Origin of the sequence: Shimia sediminis (assembly GCF_003990645.1) — a bacterium.
Taxonomy (GTDB): Bacteria; Pseudomonadota; Alphaproteobacteria; order Rhodobacterales; family Rhodobacteraceae; genus Shimia; species Shimia sediminis.
This window is the reverse complement of record NZ_RYZK01000006.1, coordinates 1-18,808: the sequence shown is the minus strand read 5'-3', so window position 1 is coordinate 18,808 and position 18,808 is coordinate 1. Positions and strand designations below refer to the sequence as shown.

Annotated in this window: 21 protein-coding genes and 1 tRNA gene; 12 read left to right on the top strand and 10 right to left on the bottom strand. The window is 59.4% G+C overall.

Annotation, left to right across the window (positions count from 1 at the left end):
• Positions 1-122: 122 nt before the first annotated feature.
• Genes EK369_RS13655 through EK369_RS13640 form a run of 4 tightly spaced genes read right to left on the bottom strand, consistent with a single transcriptional unit; the run spans position 123 to position 2,305 of the window.
• Positions 123-827, bottom strand: coding sequence for a hypothetical protein (locus EK369_RS13655; RefSeq protein WP_127114824.1), 705 nt, complete (start codon positions 825-827; stop codon positions 123-125).
• Between the two features lie 5 nt (positions 828-832).
• The gene (trpA, locus tag EK369_RS13650; RefSeq protein ID WP_127114823.1) at positions 833-1,624 is read right to left on the bottom strand and encodes a tryptophan synthase subunit alpha; all 792 of its coding nucleotides are present in this window, start codon (positions 1,622-1,624) and stop codon (positions 833-835) included.
• A gap of 52 nt (positions 1,625-1,676) precedes the next feature.
• Positions 1,677-1,889, bottom strand: a complete 213-nt coding sequence (locus EK369_RS13645) for a hypothetical protein (RefSeq protein ID WP_164727001.1) — start codon at positions 1,887-1,889, stop codon at positions 1,677-1,679.
• A gap of 11 nt (positions 1,890-1,900) precedes the next feature.
• Positions 1,901-2,305: a VOC family protein gene (locus tag EK369_RS13640; protein WP_127114821.1), complete on the bottom strand. Its 405-nt coding sequence runs from the start codon at positions 2,303-2,305 to the stop codon at positions 1,901-1,903.
• Between the two features lie 94 nt (positions 2,306-2,399).
• Here EK369_RS13640 and ychF point away from each other — a divergent pair, with 94 nt between their 5' ends.
• The 4 genes from ychF to EK369_RS13620 all read left to right on the top strand — a co-directional run bounded on the left by ychF (position 2,400) and on the right by EK369_RS13620 (position 6,308).
• Positions 2,400-3,497 (top strand): redox-regulated ATPase YchF, encoded by a 1,098-nt coding sequence (gene ychF / locus EK369_RS13635; protein ID WP_127114820.1) that lies wholly within the window; start codon positions 2,400-2,402, stop codon positions 3,495-3,497.
• 43 nt (positions 3,498-3,540) lie between these two features.
• A complete protein-coding gene (locus EK369_RS13630) occupies positions 3,541-4,536 on the top strand; it encodes a glycosyl transferase family 90 (protein WP_127114819.1) in 996 nt (331 codons plus the stop codon).
• Positions 4,537-4,599: 63 nt separating this feature from the next.
• A tRNA-Ser gene (locus tag EK369_RS13625) sits at positions 4,600-4,689 on the top strand.
• 338 nt (positions 4,690-5,027) lie between these two features.
• Entirely contained in the window at positions 5,028-6,308 is a 1,281-nt protein-coding gene (locus EK369_RS13620; protein WP_127114818.1) for a hypothetical protein, read from the top strand.
• 341 nt (positions 6,309-6,649) lie between these two features.
• Here EK369_RS13620 and EK369_RS13615 read toward each other — a convergent pair whose 3' ends face one another.
• Together EK369_RS13615 and pxpB are read right to left on the bottom strand one after the other, a co-directional pair.
• Positions 6,650-7,672: a 5-oxoprolinase subunit C family protein gene (locus EK369_RS13615; protein ID WP_127114817.1), complete on the bottom strand. Its 1,023-nt coding sequence runs from the start codon at positions 7,670-7,672 to the stop codon at positions 6,650-6,652.
• Entirely contained in the window at positions 7,669-8,397 is a 729-nt protein-coding gene (pxpB, locus tag EK369_RS13610; RefSeq protein WP_127114816.1) for a 5-oxoprolinase subunit PxpB, read from the bottom strand. Before pxpB ends, EK369_RS13615 begins: the two co-directional genes overlap by 4 nt.
• A gap of 158 nt (positions 8,398-8,555) precedes the next feature.
• Between pxpB and EK369_RS13605 the strand changes: the two genes are divergently transcribed.
• Entirely contained in the window at positions 8,556-9,320 is a 765-nt protein-coding gene (locus tag EK369_RS13605) for a LamB/YcsF family protein (RefSeq protein ID WP_127114815.1), read from the top strand.
• Positions 9,321-9,546: 226 nt separating this feature from the next.
• Here the strand turns inward: EK369_RS13605 and EK369_RS13600 are convergent, their stop codons facing one another.
• Positions 9,547-10,113 (bottom strand): cupin domain-containing protein, encoded by a 567-nt coding sequence (locus EK369_RS13600; RefSeq protein WP_127114999.1) that lies wholly within the window; start codon positions 10,111-10,113, stop codon positions 9,547-9,549.
• A 149-nt stretch (positions 10,114-10,262) separates the two neighbouring features.
• Between EK369_RS13600 and EK369_RS13595 the strand changes: the two genes are divergently transcribed.
• The 3 genes from EK369_RS13595 (at position 10,263) to EK369_RS13585 (ending at position 13,479) form a co-directional block, all read left to right on the top strand.
• Positions 10,263-11,534: a 4-aminobutyrate--2-oxoglutarate transaminase gene (locus EK369_RS13595; RefSeq protein WP_127114814.1), complete on the top strand. Its 1,272-nt coding sequence runs from the start codon at positions 10,263-10,265 to the stop codon at positions 11,532-11,534.
• 3 nt (positions 11,535-11,537) lie between these two features.
• Positions 11,538-13,016 carry an NAD-dependent succinate-semialdehyde dehydrogenase gene (locus EK369_RS13590; protein ID WP_127114813.1) on the top strand — a complete coding sequence of 493 codons (1,479 nt, stop codon included), beginning with the start codon at positions 11,538-11,540 and terminating at the stop codon, positions 13,014-13,016.
• Positions 13,017-13,293: 277 nt separating this feature from the next.
• Positions 13,294-13,479, top strand: coding sequence for a CTP synthetase (locus EK369_RS13585; protein ID WP_127114812.1), 186 nt, complete (start codon positions 13,294-13,296; stop codon positions 13,477-13,479).
• A gap of 22 nt (positions 13,480-13,501) precedes the next feature.
• On the opposite strand, the gene EK369_RS13580 is transcribed toward EK369_RS13585, so the two are convergent.
• Positions 13,502-14,263, bottom strand: coding sequence for an alpha/beta fold hydrolase (locus EK369_RS13580; RefSeq protein ID WP_127114811.1), 762 nt, complete (start codon positions 14,261-14,263; stop codon positions 13,502-13,504).
• A gap of 91 nt (positions 14,264-14,354) precedes the next feature.
• Between EK369_RS13580 and EK369_RS13575 the strand changes: the two genes are divergently transcribed.
• Entirely contained in the window at positions 14,355-14,729 is a 375-nt protein-coding gene (locus EK369_RS13575; protein ID WP_127114810.1) for a hypothetical protein, read from the top strand.
• Here the strand turns inward: EK369_RS13575 and EK369_RS13570 are convergent.
• Positions 14,664-15,569: a DUF817 domain-containing protein gene (locus EK369_RS13570; protein ID WP_235871427.1), complete on the bottom strand. Its 906-nt coding sequence runs from the start codon at positions 15,567-15,569 to the stop codon at positions 14,664-14,666. The genes EK369_RS13575 and EK369_RS13570 overlap by 66 nt on opposite strands.
• A 175-nt stretch (positions 15,570-15,744) precedes the next feature.
• On the opposite strand from EK369_RS13570, the gene EK369_RS13565 reads away from it, so the two are divergent.
• The 3 genes from EK369_RS13565 to EK369_RS13555 all read left to right on the top strand — a co-directional run bounded on the left by EK369_RS13565 (position 15,745) and on the right by EK369_RS13555 (position 17,451).
• Entirely contained in the window at positions 15,745-16,347 is a 603-nt protein-coding gene (locus EK369_RS13565) for a TetR/AcrR family transcriptional regulator (protein ID WP_127114809.1), read from the top strand.
• 92 nt (positions 16,348-16,439) lie between these two features.
• Positions 16,440-17,117, top strand: coding sequence for a PspA/IM30 family protein (locus EK369_RS13560; protein ID WP_127114808.1), 678 nt, complete (start codon positions 16,440-16,442; stop codon positions 17,115-17,117).
• Between the two features lie 46 nt (positions 17,118-17,163).
• Positions 17,164-17,451: a YiaA/YiaB family inner membrane protein gene (locus tag EK369_RS13555; RefSeq protein ID WP_127114807.1), complete on the top strand. Its 288-nt coding sequence runs from the start codon at positions 17,164-17,166 to the stop codon at positions 17,449-17,451.
• Between the two features lie 52 nt (positions 17,452-17,503).
• Here the strand turns inward: EK369_RS13555 and EK369_RS13550 are convergent, their stop codons facing one another.
• Positions 17,504-18,379, bottom strand: coding sequence for a LysR family transcriptional regulator (locus tag EK369_RS13550; protein ID WP_127114806.1), 876 nt, complete (start codon positions 18,377-18,379; stop codon positions 17,504-17,506).
• Positions 18,380-18,808 lie beyond the last annotated feature (429 nt).

Below are 18,808 nucleotides of genomic sequence, written 5' to 3'. Positions count from 1 at the left end.
ATATTGGTAAATGTTCTTTACCAATATGGTCTATTTTTGGCAAGTGCAGCAATGCGCACATATGACCAATTCCAGCGGTGTCGCTGGAAAATTGGTTCAAAACATGTGGGTTACAGGCCGTATCAGCGCGGTTTTTCGTGCATGTAGGCGATGCTGAGAGCCGTAGCGGCGAGCATGGCCGGGAGAATCGTCAGCACCGTTGCCAGGGTGCGAAACAGCACCCGCGGGATCAGGCTGTCACCCAGCGATCCGATCATCCAACCGGCTTGCCCCAGCACCATGAAACCGATGAAGCTGACGGCAAGGGGGCCTATCAACAGGTTCATGGCCGTTTTTGCAAAGGTCGCGCGACCCCGCCGCAGGGCCGCACCAAGCGATGTGTCGCCCCGCTCGGCACAGGCGGGCAGGGTGGTGCCGATCAGCGCAAAGATCAGCACAAAGGCGGGCACCGTCAAAACCACGCCCCAAAGGGCCAGTTCGATCTCAGCCAAAAAGGCGTCAGGGTCGAGAATGCCAGCCGCGTTCAAAGCCATGAACCCGCCAGTCATCACCAGCATCAGCGCGATGAAAAAGGCCATGAACCGCAGCACATAGCCAAAAAGCGGGATGCGCGAGTCATCCGCGCCGCGTGTCGGCAGGGGGTCAGACCAGCGAAACACTTCGCCCAGCTGGATCATGCGATGCGTGTACAGCATGGTCATGCCCGCAAAGACCAGCGTCACCACGCCAACCGAGGACATCAGCATCTCGAGCATCACCACAACCAGCACGACAACCGCATAAAAGGCGATGTTGCGCCGGACCGTGGCAAGGGCGAGGGGATACATCCGGCTCAGGCGCTGTGCGCGCCGTCGGCCAGCGATTTCACAAAGGCCAGAACCTCGTCCACCGGCTTGCCCGCAGCGATCTGGCTGACGATGGCCGATCCGACCACAGCACCGTCGGCAACGCTGGCGATGGCCTGCGATTTCTCGGGTGTGTTGATGCCAAAGCCGACGATCACAGGCAGGTCGGTGGACGCCTTGATGCGGGCCACTTCCGGGCCGACGTCTGCCGCCTGCGCCTCGGCTGCACCGGTGATGCCGGTGACCGAGACGTAATACACGAAACCGCTGGTGTTTTGCAGCACTTTGGGCAGACGCTTTTCATCCGTGGTGGGGGTGGCAAGGCGGATAAAGTTCAACCCCGCAGCCTGTGCGGGAATGCAAAGCTCCTCGTCCTCTTCGGGGGGCAGGTCGACAACAATCAACCCGTCAATCCCTGCGGCCTTGGCGTCCGCCAGAAAGGTCTCGACGCCGCGATTGTAGATCGGGTTGTAATACCCCATCAGAACAATGGGTGTGGTGTCGTCGGTCTTGCGGAACTCGGCCGCCATATCCAGCGTACGTTGCAGGGTCATGCCTGCCTCGAGCGCGCGCTGACCGGCCAGCTGAATGGTCGGGCCATCCGCCATGGGATCGGTAAAGGGCAAACCCAGTTCGATGATGTCCACACCGGCACCTGGCAAGCCCTTGACCACCTCGAGCGCGGTGTCATAGTCGGGATCCCCCGCCATCACGTAAGACACAAAGGCCTTTTTGCCCTTGGCGTTCAGGTCGGCGAATTTCTGATCGATGCGAGTCATGGGCACCCCTTATGTCTGTCGCAGACCGATGTGCCCAAATCCGCCGGGGAAATCAATCCTCCGTCACATCCGATTTACCTGTGTCCCTGCGAAACAACGCAATCATGCGCCGCAACAACGAAGGGCGCCCGCCAAACGCGCGGATTTTCGGCCGACTGCTCAGGCGGTCAAACTCGTGCACATCGATGACCCGCTCGGCGCAGCCGCAGCCTTCGCCCAAAGCCACCTTGCGGTAGTAGAACTTTTGAAAATCATGTTCGCGCATCATGTGTCTCCTCAATCTGTCAGTACGCCAATCATCCAGCTTGTGCCGAAACGGTCGGTCACCATGCCAAATGCCGGGGAAAAGAAGGATTCTTCATAGGGCATCATGATGCTGCCACCCTCAGCCAGCGCATCAAACAGCTTTTGCCCAGCGGCCTTATCGGCCACCGGATGATTGACCGAGACCGCGGCCATGGCCTCTGCAGGCATTCCAGGGGGATGATCCGAGGCCATCAAACAGGCGTCGCCCAGCATGATGTGGGAATACATCACACGGTCTGACGGCGGCAGGCCTTCGCTGGCAGGGGCATCCGTATAGCGCATGATCTGCACATCGGTGGCCCCAAAGAGATCGGCATAGAACTGCATCGCCTCGGCGCAATTGCCATCGAAATTGAGATAGGGAATGAATGCCATGAAAATTTCCTCCTGAAGCGCAGCCTAACACATGGCTTGCGTCGCCCTAAGTCTAACCCTAGAAGCACACTCAAATGTGACACTGGAGGCCGATATGGGCTTTAAAATGGGGATTGTGGGGCTGCCGAATGTGGGCAAGTCCACGCTGTTCAACGCGCTGACCAAGACCGCGGCGGCGCAGGCTGCGAACTTTCCGTTCTGCACGATCGAGCCGAATGTCGGCGAAGTGGGCGTGCCCGACGCGCGGCTGGACAAGCTGGCGGCGATTGCCCAGTCGAAACAGATCATCCCGACACGCATGACCTTTGTGGACATTGCGGGCCTTGTGAAGGGCGCGTCCAAGGGCGAGGGGCTTGGCAACCAGTTTCTCGCCAACATTCGTGAAGTAGACGCCATTGCCCATGTGTTGCGCTGTTTTGAGGACGGCGACGTGACTCACGTCGAAGGCCGTGTCGATCCGGTGGCTGATGCCGAAACCATCGAAACCGAGCTGATGCTCGCCGATATCGAAAGCATCGAAAAGCGCCTGCAGGGTCTTGTGCGCAAGGTGCGCGGTGGCGACAAGGAAGCCATGCAGCAGGAACGTCTGTTGAAAGACGCGCTTGCCGTGCTGGAAGAGGGTCAGCCTGCCCGCGTGGTCGAGGTGTCCGAAGACGACACCAAGGCGTGGAAGATGCTGCAGCTCTTGACCACAAAGCCGGTGCTTTTTGTGTGCAACGTCGGCGAATCCGAGGCGGCCGAGGGCAATGAACACTCTGCCAAAGTGGCCGAAATGGCCGCGGCTCAGGGCAACAGCCACGTCGTGATCTCGGCGCAGATCGAAGAAGAGATCAGCCAGCTGGAAGACGACGAAGCCACCATGTTCCTCGAAGAAATGGGGCTGGAAGAGGCCGGGCTGGACCGCCTGATCCGCGCGGGCTATGAGCTGTTGCATCTGGAAACCTATTTCACCGTCGGCCCGAAAGAGGCCCGCGCCTGGACCATCAAGCAGGGCACCATGGCCCCCCAGGCGGCTGGCGTGATCCACGGCGACTTTGAAAAAGGCTTTATTCGCGCGGAAACCATTGCATATGACGACTTTATCGCCTGCAATGGCGAACAGGGCGCCAAAGAAGCTGGCAAGATGCGCGCCGAGGGCAAGGGATACGAAGTGAAAGACGGAGACGTCATGCACTTTCTGTTCAACACCTGAGGCGTCACGACCGGCGCAACGGCCCTCTTGAGGAGAGACGGATATGCGGCGGTCACTGACGGGATTGCGCAAATGGGGCGAGATCATCTATTGGATGCGGCAGGCCGATGCTGCCGCTCCCAGGTTTCGCGTCCGCCATTCTGATGACATGTCCTTTGTATGGGACGTGGCGATTGACCCGATCCCGGGCGGTTTTGAACTGATCTACTCGAACGACCTCTTGTCGTGGAAGCACCCGCAATTCGTCAGAACCATTGGCAAGATCGCCCCGGCGCTGTTTGCCCGCGCCCGCGCCGGCGATGGGGTTGGGCGCATTGTCGTCAACGTCTCTGACGGCGACTACTTCAGCAACGCGGGCTTCATGTATTGCACCAACTGGGAGCCGATCACGACACTGCCGGACTGGTACTTTTTCCGCTCGCACGGGTTCCGCGACATGCGCGAGAAGGTGACCGACCTGTCCGTGCCCTGGGATCAGAGGACCGAAGACATTGTCTGGCGCGGCGGGGTCACCGGGAACGGCTATTTCACGGTGTTTCCGCACCTGATGACGCACCCCAAGACAATCCAGCGCCTGCACCTGGCGGAACGCGCCAAGGGCACCGAGCTGGACTTTGCCTTTCGCCATCCGCAGGACGATCACCGCTACGCCGCTTTGCAACAGGCCGGGCTGATCCGCGACCGCATCCCCGCAACGGATTGGTTTGGCAAGAAATTTGCCGTGGATATCGACGGGTTCTCCTGTACCTGGGACAATTTCTTCCACCGCCTTCTGATGGGGTGCTGCGTGCTGAAAGTGGGCAGCGCCTTTGGCTATCGGCAATGGTACTACGGTGATCTGCGCCCGTTTGAGCATTATGTGCCGATCCGGGCCGATCTGAGTGACCTGGAGGAAAAACTCGCCTGGGTGCGAGCGCATGATTCCGAGGCCCGCGCCATCGCCGAGGCAGGCCAGCAGCTGGCGCTTGCCATGACATTCGAACGGGAAATGCTGCGCGGCGCAGAGGCGATAGAAGAAAACTGGGCCCGTTACGTCTGAGGCCCTGAAAGGCGCGGATTTTCCACTTGTCATCCCCTGCCACCCCCGGCTATACGCGTCGGCGGAGACGTGGCCGAGTGGTCGAAGGCGCTCCCCTGCTAAGGGAGTAAACGTTAACGCGTTTCGAGGGTTCGAATCCCTTCGTCTCCGCCATAACTCACTGAAAACAAATGTATTTTCAAGGTTCTCTAGAGATGCTTTGCTCAAAACCATTTAATGTGTTTTACCGCATTTTAAGGTGAATTGATGCATACTGCACGGATTATCCGTGCAAAATCCGTGCAGTCCGTTCCGGGTTCGGTCCAATAACTGCAGCCGAGTCCAATTGAAAAGTGCTTTCCTAATTTCACTGAAAGATGACGCCAGCTATGTCAAAGCCCACGGATTGAGTGGTTGCCCATGCGGACTTCACAAGTCAATTTGATCGAATAGAAGAATCTCTCGCCAGAAGCTTTGCATTGGTGAGTGGATGCTATTCATTGAGGAAAATTATGACCGACACAGACATTACTGAGGTATTGATTCAACGGGCCAAGGAGGCCGGTCTCGAAGTAGAAGATCGAGAGGTAAGGTACCCAGACGAAGTTCGAACTCTTCGATATGTACAGATTCCCTGTGGAAAAGAAACGAGACCCATTTTAGTTTCCTCAAACGACAAAGCTGAAGAACTTCAATCAATAGAGTTCGAGAAGTATTCGTTCTTGGGTGACTATGAAGCGATTGTTGACCTCAAGATCGGAGCGATTGAAGCAGCCCTTTCATCAAGAGATCTGATGGGCACTTCTGCGATAAGAAGACAACTTGGTTTCTCATCAACTTTTTCAGGTGATGAAGAGGTGGATGGGGAGGAAAGTGAGGAAATTACCTTACAAGCTGAGGGTCCGGACGGCGTTCATTTGGAGATATCGAATGGGACTAAGGAGCTTCAAGTTTTGGCTTTACGTCCAACGATGCGCCGGCAAAACGCATTGAGCATCAAATTGTTTCTTAACAAACCACTGGGTCACGATTCGGCACTGCATCATCTCGAAACGATTTCAAATTCCCTGTTTTTTCAAATTGATATGGAGCGAGGTATCACACTGTCGCTTAGGAAGAGTTTGCGTAGGCGTCGCCCAATCAGACGCATGGCGTCTGGCTCGGATGACATGGCCTCTCTACAATTTCCGACTTACGAGTACGACAGTGCGCCAATATCTTTGTATTGGTATGCTAAAAGTGCTCGTGGCATGCCGCTGTTGCAGTTTCTAGCATATTATCAAGTGGCTGAGTACTATTTCCCGAATTTCTCCAAACTTGAAGCGGTAAGAACTGCGAGGAAAATCCTCAAAAACCCTACCTTTAGAGTTGATCGGGAGTCAGACCTGACGAAACTCATTTCGTCTATTTCGGGCGGGGGCCGAACTGGAAGCAGTGAACGTGACCAAATGAAGGCAACTGTCGCAGAGGTTCTCTCATTGGATGACGTTAGAGAGTATTTTGATGATAATGAAGACATCGCTAAAATTGTTGAAAAAAAGCACAAAGGGATCACGGACAAGACGGTAAATCTGAATAGGAAAGAGCATGACCATCGGCCAGATATCGCCGAGCTTTTGTACGATATCCGTTGCCGCATTGTGCATACAAAGAATGATTTCGAAACCACTGGATCAGAAATGCTCCTACCGTTCTCCACAGCTGAGGAAGACCTATGGGCATACGTAGACTTGATGCAATTTGTTGCCAGGCATGCGCTTATTAGATCGAGCACTGCTCTGCGACCTATTTGACTAAGTATTTTGCTGTATGGAAACACCCCTCGAATTGCGCGATCCGTGCAAAATCCGTGCAGCCATTTTCGAAACGCAACTTAAGTGACTAATTTGACTCACAAAAAATGCATAGTTCCTCGCCCCTGCTAAGGGAGTAAACGTTAACGCGTTTCGAGGGTTCGAATCCCTTCGTCTCCGCCACCAACCCCCCAATCTGCTCACACGGATGAAACCGATTTTCGGGAACGCAAGGTCTGCGTTGTGCTTGCCGTCATCGTTTTTACTGACGGATGGGTTCGGGGTTTCGGGTGTGTTTGTCCAGTAACAGACTGCCGCATGTTTCCTTCACGCGGGCCGTCTCAACCGACGTCTTGATCCATGTTCGGGTGCCACACACCGCTGATCAGGTTTTCCCCCATCAGTTTCTGCGGATCGGGGCGGAAATCCTGTACTTCCTGAATGGCGTCCAGAATGGCGCGGGTTTCCTGGCGCATGGCCAGCAGCGCGGCTTCGGCCTCTTCCGCTGTGACGGCCTGAAACTGGAAGGGTTTGCCGGGTCCCAGTTGTGCAAGACGGGTGAGGTCGGCAGCAATGACGGTGGCGATCTTGGGGTAGCCGCCGCTGGTTTGCCCTTCGACCAGGAGCACCAGAGGCTGACCTGACCCCGGCACCTGGATCGCGCCGGGCACCGTGCCGTCCGACACGATGTCATGCCCCCTGATTGCGGGCAGAGGGGTGCCATCAATCTGTGCTGCCATACGGTCGATACGGGCCGAGACGCGGTGCTCTTGGCTCAGGAAACGCGCCAGCACATCGGGCGCAAAGAAATCGTCCTGTGGGCCCAGCAGCACCCGGATTGGTGCCGCCGTGACGTCGGGCAGGGCGCGGGTGGCGACATGGTTGGCGATCTCAGCACCGTCCCCCAGCGGCAAACAGTCTCCGGCCCGCAGGGTGCGCCCCTCAAGACCGCCCAGCGAAAACCGCAGGTGCGTCGCGCGTGACCCCAGAACCGGCGGCGTGTCGATGCCGCCACCAATTGCCAGATACCCCCAGAGCCCTTTGCTCAGAGCGCCAATGCGCAGCTCTTGCCCCGGTTCCAGCCGCAAGGTCGCCTGCGCTTTTACCGGCTGCCCGTCAATCGACACCGAGGCACCGGGGCCGGTGACCGCCACCGTCGCGGCGCGCGTCACGCGAAACCGCCCGCCGACATAGGCAAACTCGATGGCCGCCGCATCAGGCGCGTTGCCGACCAGCCGGTTTGCCATCTGAAAGGCCGTGCGATCCACGGGTCCGGCTTCGGACACTCCAAAGCCGCGCAAACCCAGCCGTCCGCCGTCCTGAACGGTCGAAAGGGGCCCGGTTTCCAGCACCTCAAGGTTCATGACCCGGCCTCCGGGGTCACAATGGCCTGACCTTCAGCTTGCCGCGCCGACAGGGCCGCACCCTCTTCGGCGCTGACCGGGACAAATTCGACACTGTCCCCGGCGCGGAACAGGAACGGATCGGCGCGGGACGGGTCAAAGGCCTTGACCGGCGTCCAGGCGACATAGCGCCAGCCCGACGGTCCGGCGACCGAGTTGATATTGGCCTGCTGACCGCCAATGCCGATGGCTCCTTCGGCCACGTTCTGGCGTGGGATGGCCAGACGCGGGGTATGCAGCACCTCGGGCAGACCCCCGAGATAGGCAAATCCGGGTGAAAATCCGATCATGTAGACACGGTAGATCGCAGCACTGTGCGTATCGACAAAGCCCTGACGGCTCAGCCCCTTTTCCCTCGCCAGATCCTCGAGATCCAGTCCGACCTCACCGCCATAGACCGCAGGAATTTGCCACCGACGCCCCGGCACGACCTGATCCGCGCCGAGGGCATCGCATGTCCGGCGCAGGATCGCCTGCATCTCGGCGCCGGGGCAGAGGCCGGGATCAAACCGCACCAACAGCGCGCGATAGGTCGGCACCATTTCCAGCAGACCCACGGGGGACACCGCCTCAAGCGCCGCGGCCAGTGCCGTGACCTGACTGTTCACGGCCTCGTCAATCTGATCGGAAAGCTCCACGCTGAACGCCTGTTCTCCACAGCGCAGGATGCGGGCCGGAACGGACATGTCTTGGGGGTCTCCAAATCGGGGCAAGGCAGGCATCACCGTAGTCACGCGGTTCGGGAATGAAAAGCCCGCGCGCAGCCCAAGTGAGCCATTTTCAAACCCGCGCTCAGCCGCTACGGTTTTGCCCTGACAGCAGCGCAGCAAAGGATACCCCAGCCATGGTCAAGACCGTCGATTTGAACTGTGACATGAGCGAAAGTTTTGGTGCCTATACGATTGGGGACGATGCCGCGATGCTGCAGGTGGTGACCTCGGCCAACATCGCCTGTGGCTTTCATGCGGGCGACCCGGTGGTGATCCGCGACACGATCCGGCAAGCGGCGCAAAATGGTGTCCGGGTCGGCGCACACCCGGGTTTTGCCGATCTCTATGGGTTTGGCCGCCGCCGCATCATCGGAGACAAACCCGAAGACCTCGAGGCGCAGTTGATCTATCAGATTGCTGCCGTGCAGGGCATGTCCGCCGCGCTGGGCCACCCCATCACCCATGTGAAAACCCACGGAGCGCTGTACAACATGGCGTCCGAGGATGAGACGCTGGCCCGGGTTTGCGCCAGCGCCGCGCGGGCGGTTGATCCCGGCTTGGTCTTTGTCGTGCCACCTTATTCACGGATGTATGACGCGGCTCAGGCCATGGGAATGCCGGTGGTCTGCGAGGTTTTTGCTGACCGCACCTATACGCCCGAGGGCACGCTGACCCCACGCTCAGAATCCGGTGCGGTGATCCACGATGTCAGCCAAAGTGTCGATCAGGTGCTCGAGATGGTACTGAATGGTGTGATCCCGACCACCGACGGTCAGAAGCTGCCGGTACAGGCGGACACGATCTGCGTCCATGGCGACACGCCCGGGGCGGTCGAGATGGCGCGCAACCTGCGTCGCCACCTGACCGAGGCCGGGGTAACTGTTCAGGCGTTTGTCTGACGCTCGCACGCGGTGGGGACCCCGACTTTCGCGCCTCCCGGCACCGTTCGCAGCCGTAACCTTTGGTTCTGGCAGTACAAACACCGACGCAATACCGACGTGATACCGACGTAATACAGACCCCGGTTTCGGCCATTAACCACAGGGTTTTCAGGCCGATTCACTGCCAAACCCGCTGCGCTTGTCGCACGGTCGGGTCAGACATTCTTTACCACCGCACAGCGGATCAGAACGTCGGTGGCGTACAGGCGCTGACGATGACGCATTTCTCGGGGCCGACCTGCCGAAACCGGTGGGGATTGCGGCTGTCAAAGTAATAGGCATCGCCGGGCCCAAGGATTTTGCGCTGATCGCCCACGGTAACCTCGATCCGCCCCGACACCACGATTCCGCCCTCTTCAGCCTCGTGCCCGTACATCACACGGCCCGTGTCGCCACCGATGTCATAGGTTTCCAGCAGGATCATCATCGCCCGACCATAGAGCGTCGTGCCCACCTGCTTCAGCGACAGCTTGCCCTTGCTGATCTCGGTCAGCTCTTCGGCGGCATAGAAAACCGTCTTTTCGCCCTCGGGCTCATAGGCAAAGAATTCCGACAAACCCACGGGAATCCCTTCCAGAATCCGCTTTAGCGCGCCGACCGAAGGGTTCATCTTGCCCGATTCAATCAATGAGATGGTCGAGTTGGTGACCCCCGCCTTTTTCGCCAGCGCACGCTGGGACAGGCTCGCGTGTTCCCGAAAGGCGCGCAGGCGAAGCCCCACTTCAATGGCGTCCGGGTCGGTGTTTTCCATGTTTCGGATACTCAACGTTCTTGATTTGCGTCGTTATATTTCAACGGCTTGCCGCAATCAAGAAACAGTCTGTTTGGCAGTCCTTATCATCTCTATTCTGCCTTGCAATCCAATTGCGGCACGATGCCCGCCAAATGAAAGGACAGCCCATGTCTAATGCAGAAATCTCCGCCCGCCGCTCTGCCGCCGTTGCACAAGGCGTTGGCGTTCAGACCCAGATCTTTGCCGAACGTGCCCTGAACTCGGAAATCTGGGACGTCGAAGGCAACCGCTACATCGACTTTGCCGCTGGCATTGCTGTGGTCAACACCGGTCACTGCCACCCCAAGGTGATGGAGGCCGTGCAGACCCAGGCCGCCAATTTCACCCACACCTGCCATCAGGTTGTTCCGTACGAAAACTACGTGCGTCTGGCCGAGCGTCTGAACGACGCCGTGCCCGGTGATTTCGACAAGAAAACCGTCTTTGTCACCACCGGTGCCGAGGCCGTCGAGAACGCCATCAAGATCGCCCGCGCCGCCACCGGACGTCCCGCCGTGATCGCCTTTGGTGGCGCCTTTCATGGCCGTACTTTCATGGGCATGTCCCTGACCGGCAAGGTCGCGCCTTATAAGAAAGGCTTCGGCGCCATGATGCCCGATGTCTATCACGTTCCCTTCCCGATCGACCTGCACGGCAGCTCGACCGAGGATGCGTTGGGCGCGCTGACCAAACTGTTCAAGGCCGACCTCGATCCCGAGCGCGTCGCCGCGATCATCCTCGAACCTGTACAGGGCGAGGGCGGGTTCTACCCGGCCCCTGCGGACCTGATGCGCGGCGTGCGGTCCCTGTGTGACGAGCACGGCATCGTGATGATTGCCGACGAAGTTCAGACCGGCTTTGCCCGCACCGGCAACATGTTCGCCATGGACGGCTACGACGTGGCCGCAGACATCACCACCATGGCTAAGGGTCTCGCTGGCGGTCTGCCGCTGGCCGCCGTCACGGGCCGTGCCGATCTGATGGACGCCGCCGCCCCCGGTGGTCTGGGCGGCACATATGGCGGCAACCCCTTGGGCATCGCTGCGGCCAATGCGGTGCTGGACGTGATCGAAGAGGAAGACCTCTGCGCCCGCGCCAATGAGTTGGGGTCGCGTCTGAAACAACGTCTCGAGTCCATTCGCGCCCGCACCCCCGAAATGGTCGACATCCGGGGCCCCGGCTTCATGGTGGCCGCCGAATTCAACACCCTCGATGGCCAGCCGAACCCTGACCTCACCAACGCGATTCGCGCCGAGGCAATGAAGCGTGGTCTCATCCTCTTGACCTGTGGCGTCTACGGCAACGTGGTGCGCTTCCTCGCGCCGATCACCGTGCAGGACGAGATCATGAACGAAGCCCTCGACATTTTGGAGGCGTCCATCGACGCCGCGAAAGGATAAATCATGCTGGATAGCAAAGACGTTGTGGCGTTGGATCTGAAGGATGCAACGCTGCTGGAAACGCGCGCCTATGTGAACGGGGAATGGATCGCCAAGGATGCGACTTTCCCGGTCTACAACCCCGCCACTGGCGATCTGATCGCCAAGGTCACCGACATGGACGTGGCCGATACCACAGCCGCGATTGATGCCGCCTATGCAGCCAAGGCTGACTGGGCCGCATGGACCGGCAAGGAACGCGGTGCAGTGCTGCGCAAGTGGTTCGATCTGATGGTGGAAAACGCCGACGATCTGGCAACTATCCTGACAGCTGAGATGGGCAAACCCTGGGCCGAAGCCCGTGGCGAAATCCTCTATGGTGCCTCGTTCATCGAGTGGTTCGCGGAAGAGGCCAAACGCGTCTATGGCGATGTGATTCCCGGCCACCAGCGCGACAAGCGCATCGTGGTGCTGAAACAGCCCGTGGGCGTGGTCGGCTCGATCACCCCGTGGAACTTTCCCAACGCCATGATCGCCCGCAAGGTTGCGCCAGCGCTGGCGGTGGGCTGCACCTTTGTGGCACGCCCGGCGGAACTGACCCCGCTTTCAGCGCTGGCAATGGCGGTCCTGGGTGAACGCGCCGGTATCCCTGCGGGTGTCCTGAACGTGATCCCCTCGTCAAACAGCGCTGGCGTGGGGCAAGAGCTTTGCGCCAACGACAAGGTCGCCAAGATCACCTTCACCGGGTCAACCCGTGTGGGGCAGATTCTGATGCGCCAGTGCGCCGACACCATCAAGAAGATGTCGCTGGAACTGGGCGGCAACGCGCCTTTCCTGGTGTTCGACGACGCCGACATCGACGCCGCCGTCGAAGGCGCGATGATCGCCAAATACCGCAACAACGGCCAGACCTGCGTCTGCGCCAACCGCATCTACGTACAGGCGGGTGTCTATGACGCCTTTGCCGACAAGCTGGCCGCAGCCGTCAAATCGCTGAATGTTGGCGATGGTTTTGCTGACGGTATCACCACCGGCCCGCTGATCAACGAAGCAGCCGTGGCCAAGGTCGAAGACCACATCTCGGACGCTGTGTCGAAGGGGGCCACAATCATCGAAGGCGGCAATCGCTCGACCCTTGGCGGCACCTTCTACGAGCCGACCGTGCTGACCGGTGTCACGACCGAGATGAAAGTCGCGCGTGAGGAAACCTTTGGTCCCGTCGCGCCGCTCTTCAAGTTCGAGGATGAGGCCGAGGTGATCGCCATGGCCAATGACAGCGAATTTGGCCTCGCGTCGTATTTCTACAGCAACGACCTCGCCCGTGTCTGGCGCGTGGCTGAGGGGCTCGAATCGGGCATGGTCGGCATAAACACCGGCCTTATCTCGACCGAAGTTGCCCCCTTTGGCGGCATCAAGCAGTCGGGTCTGGGCCGCGAAGGCTCCAAATACGGCACCGAGGATTTCCTCGAGGTCAAATACCTCTGCATGGGCGGCATTGGCTGACCCATTTGATCTGTTCAAGAAATCGGGCGGTCGGTGCGTTTCCGACCGCCCTTTTTTGTGGGTTGTGATCCCCCTCGGGCAGACCTTGGGCATTGCCAGCAGCTGGGTTCGCTCTCCTCATCCGAACCGTGGCGCGGCAGCTCTGCAGATGTTCAAAATCTCCTCAGACAGACTGCCATCAGCCAACGCCCAAATGGCCGGATAGGCTGTCGCGTCGCATGGTGGCCGGAGCGGAAATATTGTATCCTGCACAAGACGTTAACGTAATGAGGTTTCCATGTTTCGTCTTTCCCTGATTCTGCACCTGTTCATCGGCTCCACCATTTCTGGTATCGCCATTGTTGTCGCTCTCGTGGCCGAGGTTTCGTCGCCCTGGATCATCCTGTGGGTTGCCGTGGCCGGGTTTCTGCTGGCCTTTCCGGCGTCCTACCAGGTGGCACGCAAACTCTACGAAAACGGCTAAGGTTTTTTCCTGAAATCTGCCCTTAGGCCTTGTTCAGCCACGCCTGCAGGGTCTGAATGAACTCACGCGGCTTTTCCGCGTGCAGCCAATGGCCCGCGCCCGCGATCTTGACGAACCGCGCTTTGGGAAACAGATCGCGGATCACCGGGCGATGCGCAGGTAAAACATAGTCCGACGTTGCGCCAGACAGGAACAGCGTCGGCCCGTCATAGCACCCCTGAACCTCGGGAAACCCGAGGATCTTGGGCATCTCCGCCTCCAGCACATCGAGGTTCAACCGCCAGCGCCGTTCCTTGACGTCCAGCGATTGCGTGAAGAAACTGCGCAAAGTGGGATCGTCGATGGTGGCCGCCAGCTGATCCACCGCATCCGCGCGCCTCTCAACCCCGTTCATATCGACCGACCGCATCGAGGCGATGTTCTGGTTCTGGTCGTGTTCGTAAGCCACCGGCGCAATGTCGGCCACGATCAGCCGGTTCACCAGCTCGGGCCGCTGCAACGCCAGCACCATCGCCGCTTTGCCCCCCATCGAATGTCCCAGCACGTCCATCGGGGCGCCCTGCGCTTCAATCACCTCGGCCAGATCGCGCGCCATATCCTCGTAGCCATGGCTGTCCTGCCACGGGCTTTGGCCATGGTTGCGCTGGTCGACCGAGACCACCCGGCGCTCCGGTGCCAGCCGCTTGGCCACCGCCCCCCAATTGCGGCCAGAGCCAAACAGGCCATGGACAATCAACAGATCGGGCTGGTCGGTGCGGGTGCCATATTCAAGCGTGTTCAACATGGGCATTTGATACCGCGCCGCATCGCGCCACACCAGCCCTGTTGAGCGCCCGTGCCAACCTCGTCTAAGGTGCGCGCATAGGAGGCCCCCGTTGATCGATCCCACCCAGCTCAGCAAACGCAATCGCGCCCTGACGCGCCTCGCTTGTGACACGTTCCGCTTTGAGACCGACAGCCTGGCCCGCGCCATAAAAAAGGCCGGCCGCCGCCTGCCGCCCAAGGTGCACAAACAGGCCGCTATCCTGATTGAGGCCGAGCAACGCGCCGGTCACCCAAAGCTTGCCTTGATGCTTGATGCGGATCAGATCAACCGTGCCGCCGAGGCCGTTGAAACCGCCCTCAAGGCCATCGACCCCGCCGATCAGCGCAAAGGGCTGGTCCTGTCGACCCTCGGCATGATGTCATTCAACCTGATCGTGGTGTTCACCGCGCTTGTTATCATCCTGTTGTGGCGCGGCTTTCTGTGACCACGGCTGCGGATAGAGCATGTCGCGAAACACCAGTGTGACCGTGACAAAGCTGACGTAGAGCAACAGATACCAGCTGCCCATCTTGGCCAGACTCACCCAGTCCGATGTGCTCTGCCCGGTGTAAAGCCACGTCTTCGTCGCCGTGCCGATATTCTCCGCCAGCCACAGAAAGATGCTCGACAGAAATGCCGCCACCGGCAGGGGCATCCAATAGTCATCGCGCCCGATCCGATACCAGACCCGCGTGCGGGCAAAGATCACAATGGTCGCCGCAAACAGCCCCATTCGGATATCCATCACAAAATGATGGGCAAAGAAATTCACATAGATCGCCCCGGCCAGCACAACCGTCATCCAAAACGGCGGGTAGGGGGCAAAGCGCATCTCGAACAACCGGATCACCCGCGCCATGTAGGACCCCACAGCGGCATACATGAACCCGGAATACAGCGGCACGCCCCACAGCTTGAACAACCCGTCGCCCGGATAGGCCCAGCTGCCCGCATTGACCTTGAAGATTTCCATCGCCGTGCCAGTGAGGTGAAACAACAGGATCACCCGCGCCTCGCGCCAGCTCTCCAGCCGGAACAACAAAAACAACACCTGCAAAAACACCGCCCAGATCAACAGCGCATCATAGCGCGCAATCGGCCAGTCTGCCTGCCAGAGGCGCGCCGTCACCACCATGGCGATCAGCAACAATCCCCCAAACAGGCTCGCCCAGCCCTGTTTCAGCAGAAACATCACCAGCTCAGACACCGCAAATGGCAGCTTGCTGCGCATCCAGTCACCCAGATGGCGCTCCATGCGTCTCGTGGCGGAAAGCGGCCTGCTCATCCCTCCTTGTTACCGCGACCGCTGCCCATTGCAAACCCACCCCCGGCTTCATTTCGCCAAAAATACTCCGGGGTGAATTGGCCAACGGCCAAGAGGGGCAGCGCCCCTTGCACCGCTTGCCCCATGGGCTTGTGATCTGTAGGAATGAACAAGGTTCAAGAAAAGGACAGCACCCATGACCGGCAAAGTCGCCAAGCGTCGCGCGGATCTGAAACAACGGCTGATCGAGGCCGCCGAGGCCCAGATCGTCAGGGGCGGCATGGCCTCGGTCAAAGCCCGTGACCTCGCCACGGCTGCGGGTTGTTCGCTGGGGGCGATCTACAACGTCGTTGATGACCTGCAGGACCTGATTCTTGAGGTGAACGGCCGCACCTTTCTGAAGCTCGGCCAAAAGGTCGAAGACTCGGTGGCCGAGACAGACGCCAGCCCCCGTGGGCGGCTGATTCTGATGTCCAACGCCTATCTCGATTTTGCCGCGGAAAATGCCAACCTCTGGCGGGCGCTGTTTGACGTCCGAATGCCTGCCGACGGGCCGGTGCCCGACTGGTACCTGAGCGCCCTTGGTAAGTTGTTTGCAAACATCCGCGCGCCTTTGGGCGACCTCTTTCCCGAGATGGACGATCAGCCGCTCGAGCTGATGACGCGCGCCATGTTCTCCTCAGTGCATGGCATTGTGCTGCTGGGCCTCGAGAACCGCATTTCCGGCGTGCCGCAGGACAACATACGCCAGATGATCGCGCAGGTGCTGTCGCGGATCGGGCCAGAAGAAAAAATCTAAAAAATTTGAACGATGTTCAAAAAGATTCTTGAACATCGTTCACAGCCTCTTATATGTCCATTCGTGAACAATGTTCAAAAATGGAGAATGGCATGTTCGGAACTTTGAAAACCCTGATCGCAGGCGCATCCGCCCGCAGTGAAGAAACAGTCAGGGATATTTACGCAATTGATTTGATTGACCAAAAAATCCGCGAGGCGACCCATAACCTCAAATCCGCCAAGATGGCTCTGGCCAGCCTGATCCAGCGTGAACGCGCCGAGGTTCGCCAGATCGAGGCGCTGCAGACGCGCATTGACGATCTGATGACCCGGACAGGCGAGGCACTGAACGGGGGGCGTGAAGACCTCGCCACACAGGCGGCACAGGCCGTGGCAGATCTTGAAAATGAACGCGCGGCCCGTCAGCAGACCGTCGAACGGCTCGAGGCTCGTATCCTGCAATTGCGCCAATCGGTCGACACCGCGCATCGCCGTATCATCGACCTCAAACAAGGCGCCATCGCCGCCCGTGCTGCGCGCCGTGAACAGGGCATCCAGCGCCGCGTCAACCAGCACCTTGGCGGGGACAACGCCATGCAAGAGGCAGAAGAGCTGATTTCCCGCGTCCTCGGAGAAGACGACCCCTTTGAACAGGGCGAAATCCTGCGCGAGATTGATGGCAACCTCGACCACAAAACCCTCGCCGGTCGCATGGCCGACGCAGGCTTTGGCGCGCAAGGCAAAAGCACCGCTTCTGACGTGCTGGCGCGCCTGAAATCCGACGCATAACCCCAACCCAAACGCACAGACCCCAAATTCAACAGGAGTAAATCTCATGCTTAACGATCGTACAGACCGCGGCCTCATCATGTTCATCAACGGCGCAGGCGTTGCCCTCGCCTACGGCCTCCTTGCTCTCTCGCTTTGGCTCTCGACAGATGTGCCGCTCTCGACCAAGGGCTATTGGGGCATGGGCATCGTCCTGTTGACCATCAGCCTGATCAACATCGTGAAGTACCGCTTTGACAGCCGCTCCAGCGATGATCGCATCCGCCGCATCGAAGAGGCGCGCGACGAAAAGCTGTTGGAAGAGGCGCTGATGGACCCGGTGTCCAAAGTCTGACCTCGCCGCCAATCTCCAAGGCACCCGGGGTCCGGCCCGGGTGCCTTGCGTTTCAGGACTTTGCCGAGGCGAGCAACCATTTCGCAAACGCTTTTTGTTGTCCGCTCAGGGCGCCAGGCAACGTCAGCAGATAGTACCCGAGATCGCGCACCGGCAGGCGGCAGATCCGGGTCAGCGCACCACGTGCCACGTCTCGTTCCACCAGGGATTTGGGATGCACCGAAACCCCCAGATCGGCCAGGGTCGCGGACAGCACCAGCTCGTTGGTTTCCAGCACCGTCATGCCGACCTGATCCAGGTCCACACCGGCCTCTTCGACAACACGCCGCCACTCCAGCATATGCGGCTCCATGATCCACGGCAGCGTCGCGGCCTCATCCAGACAATCCACGGTCCGTCCCTCAAGCACCGCAGGCGTGGCCACAATCCAGAACTCGCCTTGCGTCAGCAACCGGCTGTCCAGCCCGCGCCAGTTGCCGTCGCCGAAACGGATCGCCATGTCGAAACCGTCGCGGCGCAGATCGACCAAAGACGTGCTGGGGTTGATGTTGACCGACACCTCCGGATGGGCCTGCCAGAAGCTGCCGATCCGCGGCATCAGCCAGTTGGCCGCAAAGGACGGCGTCACGCTGACGTTCAGCGGGCGGTCCTCTTTCTGTCTTTGCAGGGTCGCCACGCCATCGGCGATGATGGCAAAACCCTCGCCCAGTTCCTGTGCCAGCTGACGGCCCGCATCTGTCGGCGCAACGCCACGACCCGAGCGAAAGAGCAGGGGCTGGGACAGCTCCGCCTCCAACTGGCGCACATGCTGGGCAATGGCGGCATGGGTGACGTTCAGCTCTCTTGCGGCAGCGCTCAGACTATTTAGGCGTGCGGCAGCCTCAAAGGCCCTCAGGGCTGACAGAGAGGGCAGGGTGGACCAATCCATACTGTAACTCCAGCTTACATGTTGTAAATCATATTGAATGGAAAGCTGACGAAAAGTCCATAATTTGATCTCATCGAACGAATATGGAGTATGGAAAATGTTTGGAGTACTATCAAATAGCTTTCGGGTTGCAGCGCGGCAAGACCGCTGGAGCGCGGCCGACTTTCCGCGCAGTTCCGAAGAGCTCCTGCCAAAACACTGGCGTCAGGAGAGACGCGAGAGATTTGCGCGCAGATCATCTGAGCCACGTGACGGCGCGGCCACAACACCGAAGCTTACCAGCCGGTGAGCCAACAAAAAACGCCCGGCCAGATGGCCGGGCGTTCTGCGCAAATCCTCTTGGATTTACAGGTTTGGATACATTGGGAATTTGGCGCAGAGGGCTGCGACTTTGGTGCGGACGGCGGCTTCGACCTCTGCGTTGCCGTC

Coding starts and splice junctions, on each gene's coding strand:
- EK369_RS13580 (WP_127114811.1), bottom strand. CDS start 14,263: ATGTTGAACACGCTTGAATATGGCACCCGCACCGACCAGCCCGATCTG.
- EK369_RS13555 (WP_127114807.1), top strand. CDS start 17,164: ATGCTTAACGATCGTACAGACCGCGGCCTCATCATGTTCATCAACGGC.
- EK369_RS13615 (WP_127114817.1), bottom strand. CDS start 7,672: ATGAACCTTGAGGTGCTGGAAACCGGGCCCCTTTCGACCGTTCAGGAC.
- EK369_RS13605 (WP_127114815.1), top strand. CDS start 8,556: ATGGTCAAGACCGTCGATTTGAACTGTGACATGAGCGAAAGTTTTGGT.
- EK369_RS13585 (WP_127114812.1), top strand. CDS start 13,294: ATGTTTCGTCTTTCCCTGATTCTGCACCTGTTCATCGGCTCCACCATT.
- EK369_RS13630 (WP_127114819.1), top strand. CDS start 3,541: ATGCGGCGGTCACTGACGGGATTGCGCAAATGGGGCGAGATCATCTAT.
- trpA (WP_127114823.1), bottom strand. CDS start 1,624: ATGACTCGCATCGATCAGAAATTCGCCGACCTGAACGCCAAGGGCAAA.
- ychF (WP_127114820.1), top strand. CDS start 2,400: ATGGGCTTTAAAATGGGGATTGTGGGGCTGCCGAATGTGGGCAAGTCC.
- EK369_RS13570 (WP_235871427.1), bottom strand. CDS start 15,569: ATGAGCAGGCCGCTTTCCGCCACGAGACGCATGGAGCGCCATCTGGGT.
- EK369_RS13620 (WP_127114818.1), top strand. CDS start 5,028: ATGACCGACACAGACATTACTGAGGTATTGATTCAACGGGCCAAGGAG.
- EK369_RS13655 (WP_127114824.1), bottom strand. CDS start 827: ATGTATCCCCTCGCCCTTGCCACGGTCCGGCGCAACATCGCCTTTTAT.
- EK369_RS13550 (WP_127114806.1), bottom strand. CDS start 18,379: ATGGATTGGTCCACCCTGCCCTCTCTGTCAGCCCTGAGGGCCTTTGAG.
- EK369_RS13595 (WP_127114814.1), top strand. CDS start 10,263: ATGTCTAATGCAGAAATCTCCGCCCGCCGCTCTGCCGCCGTTGCACAA.
- EK369_RS13640 (WP_127114821.1), bottom strand. CDS start 2,305: ATGGCATTCATTCCCTATCTCAATTTCGATGGCAATTGCGCCGAGGCG.
- EK369_RS13590 (WP_127114813.1), top strand. CDS start 11,538: ATGCTGGATAGCAAAGACGTTGTGGCGTTGGATCTGAAGGATGCAACG.
- EK369_RS13565 (WP_127114809.1), top strand. CDS start 15,745: ATGACCGGCAAAGTCGCCAAGCGTCGCGCGGATCTGAAACAACGGCTG.
- pxpB (WP_127114816.1), bottom strand. CDS start 8,397: ATGTCCGTTCCGGCCCGCATCCTGCGCTGTGGAGAACAGGCGTTCAGC.
- EK369_RS13600 (WP_127114999.1), bottom strand. CDS start 10,113: ATGGAAAACACCGACCCGGACGCCATTGAAGTGGGGCTTCGCCTGCGC.
- EK369_RS13560 (WP_127114808.1), top strand. CDS start 16,440: ATGTTCGGAACTTTGAAAACCCTGATCGCAGGCGCATCCGCCCGCAGT.
- EK369_RS13645 (WP_164727001.1), bottom strand. CDS start 1,889: ATGCGCGAACATGATTTTCAAAAGTTCTACTACCGCAAGGTGGCTTTG.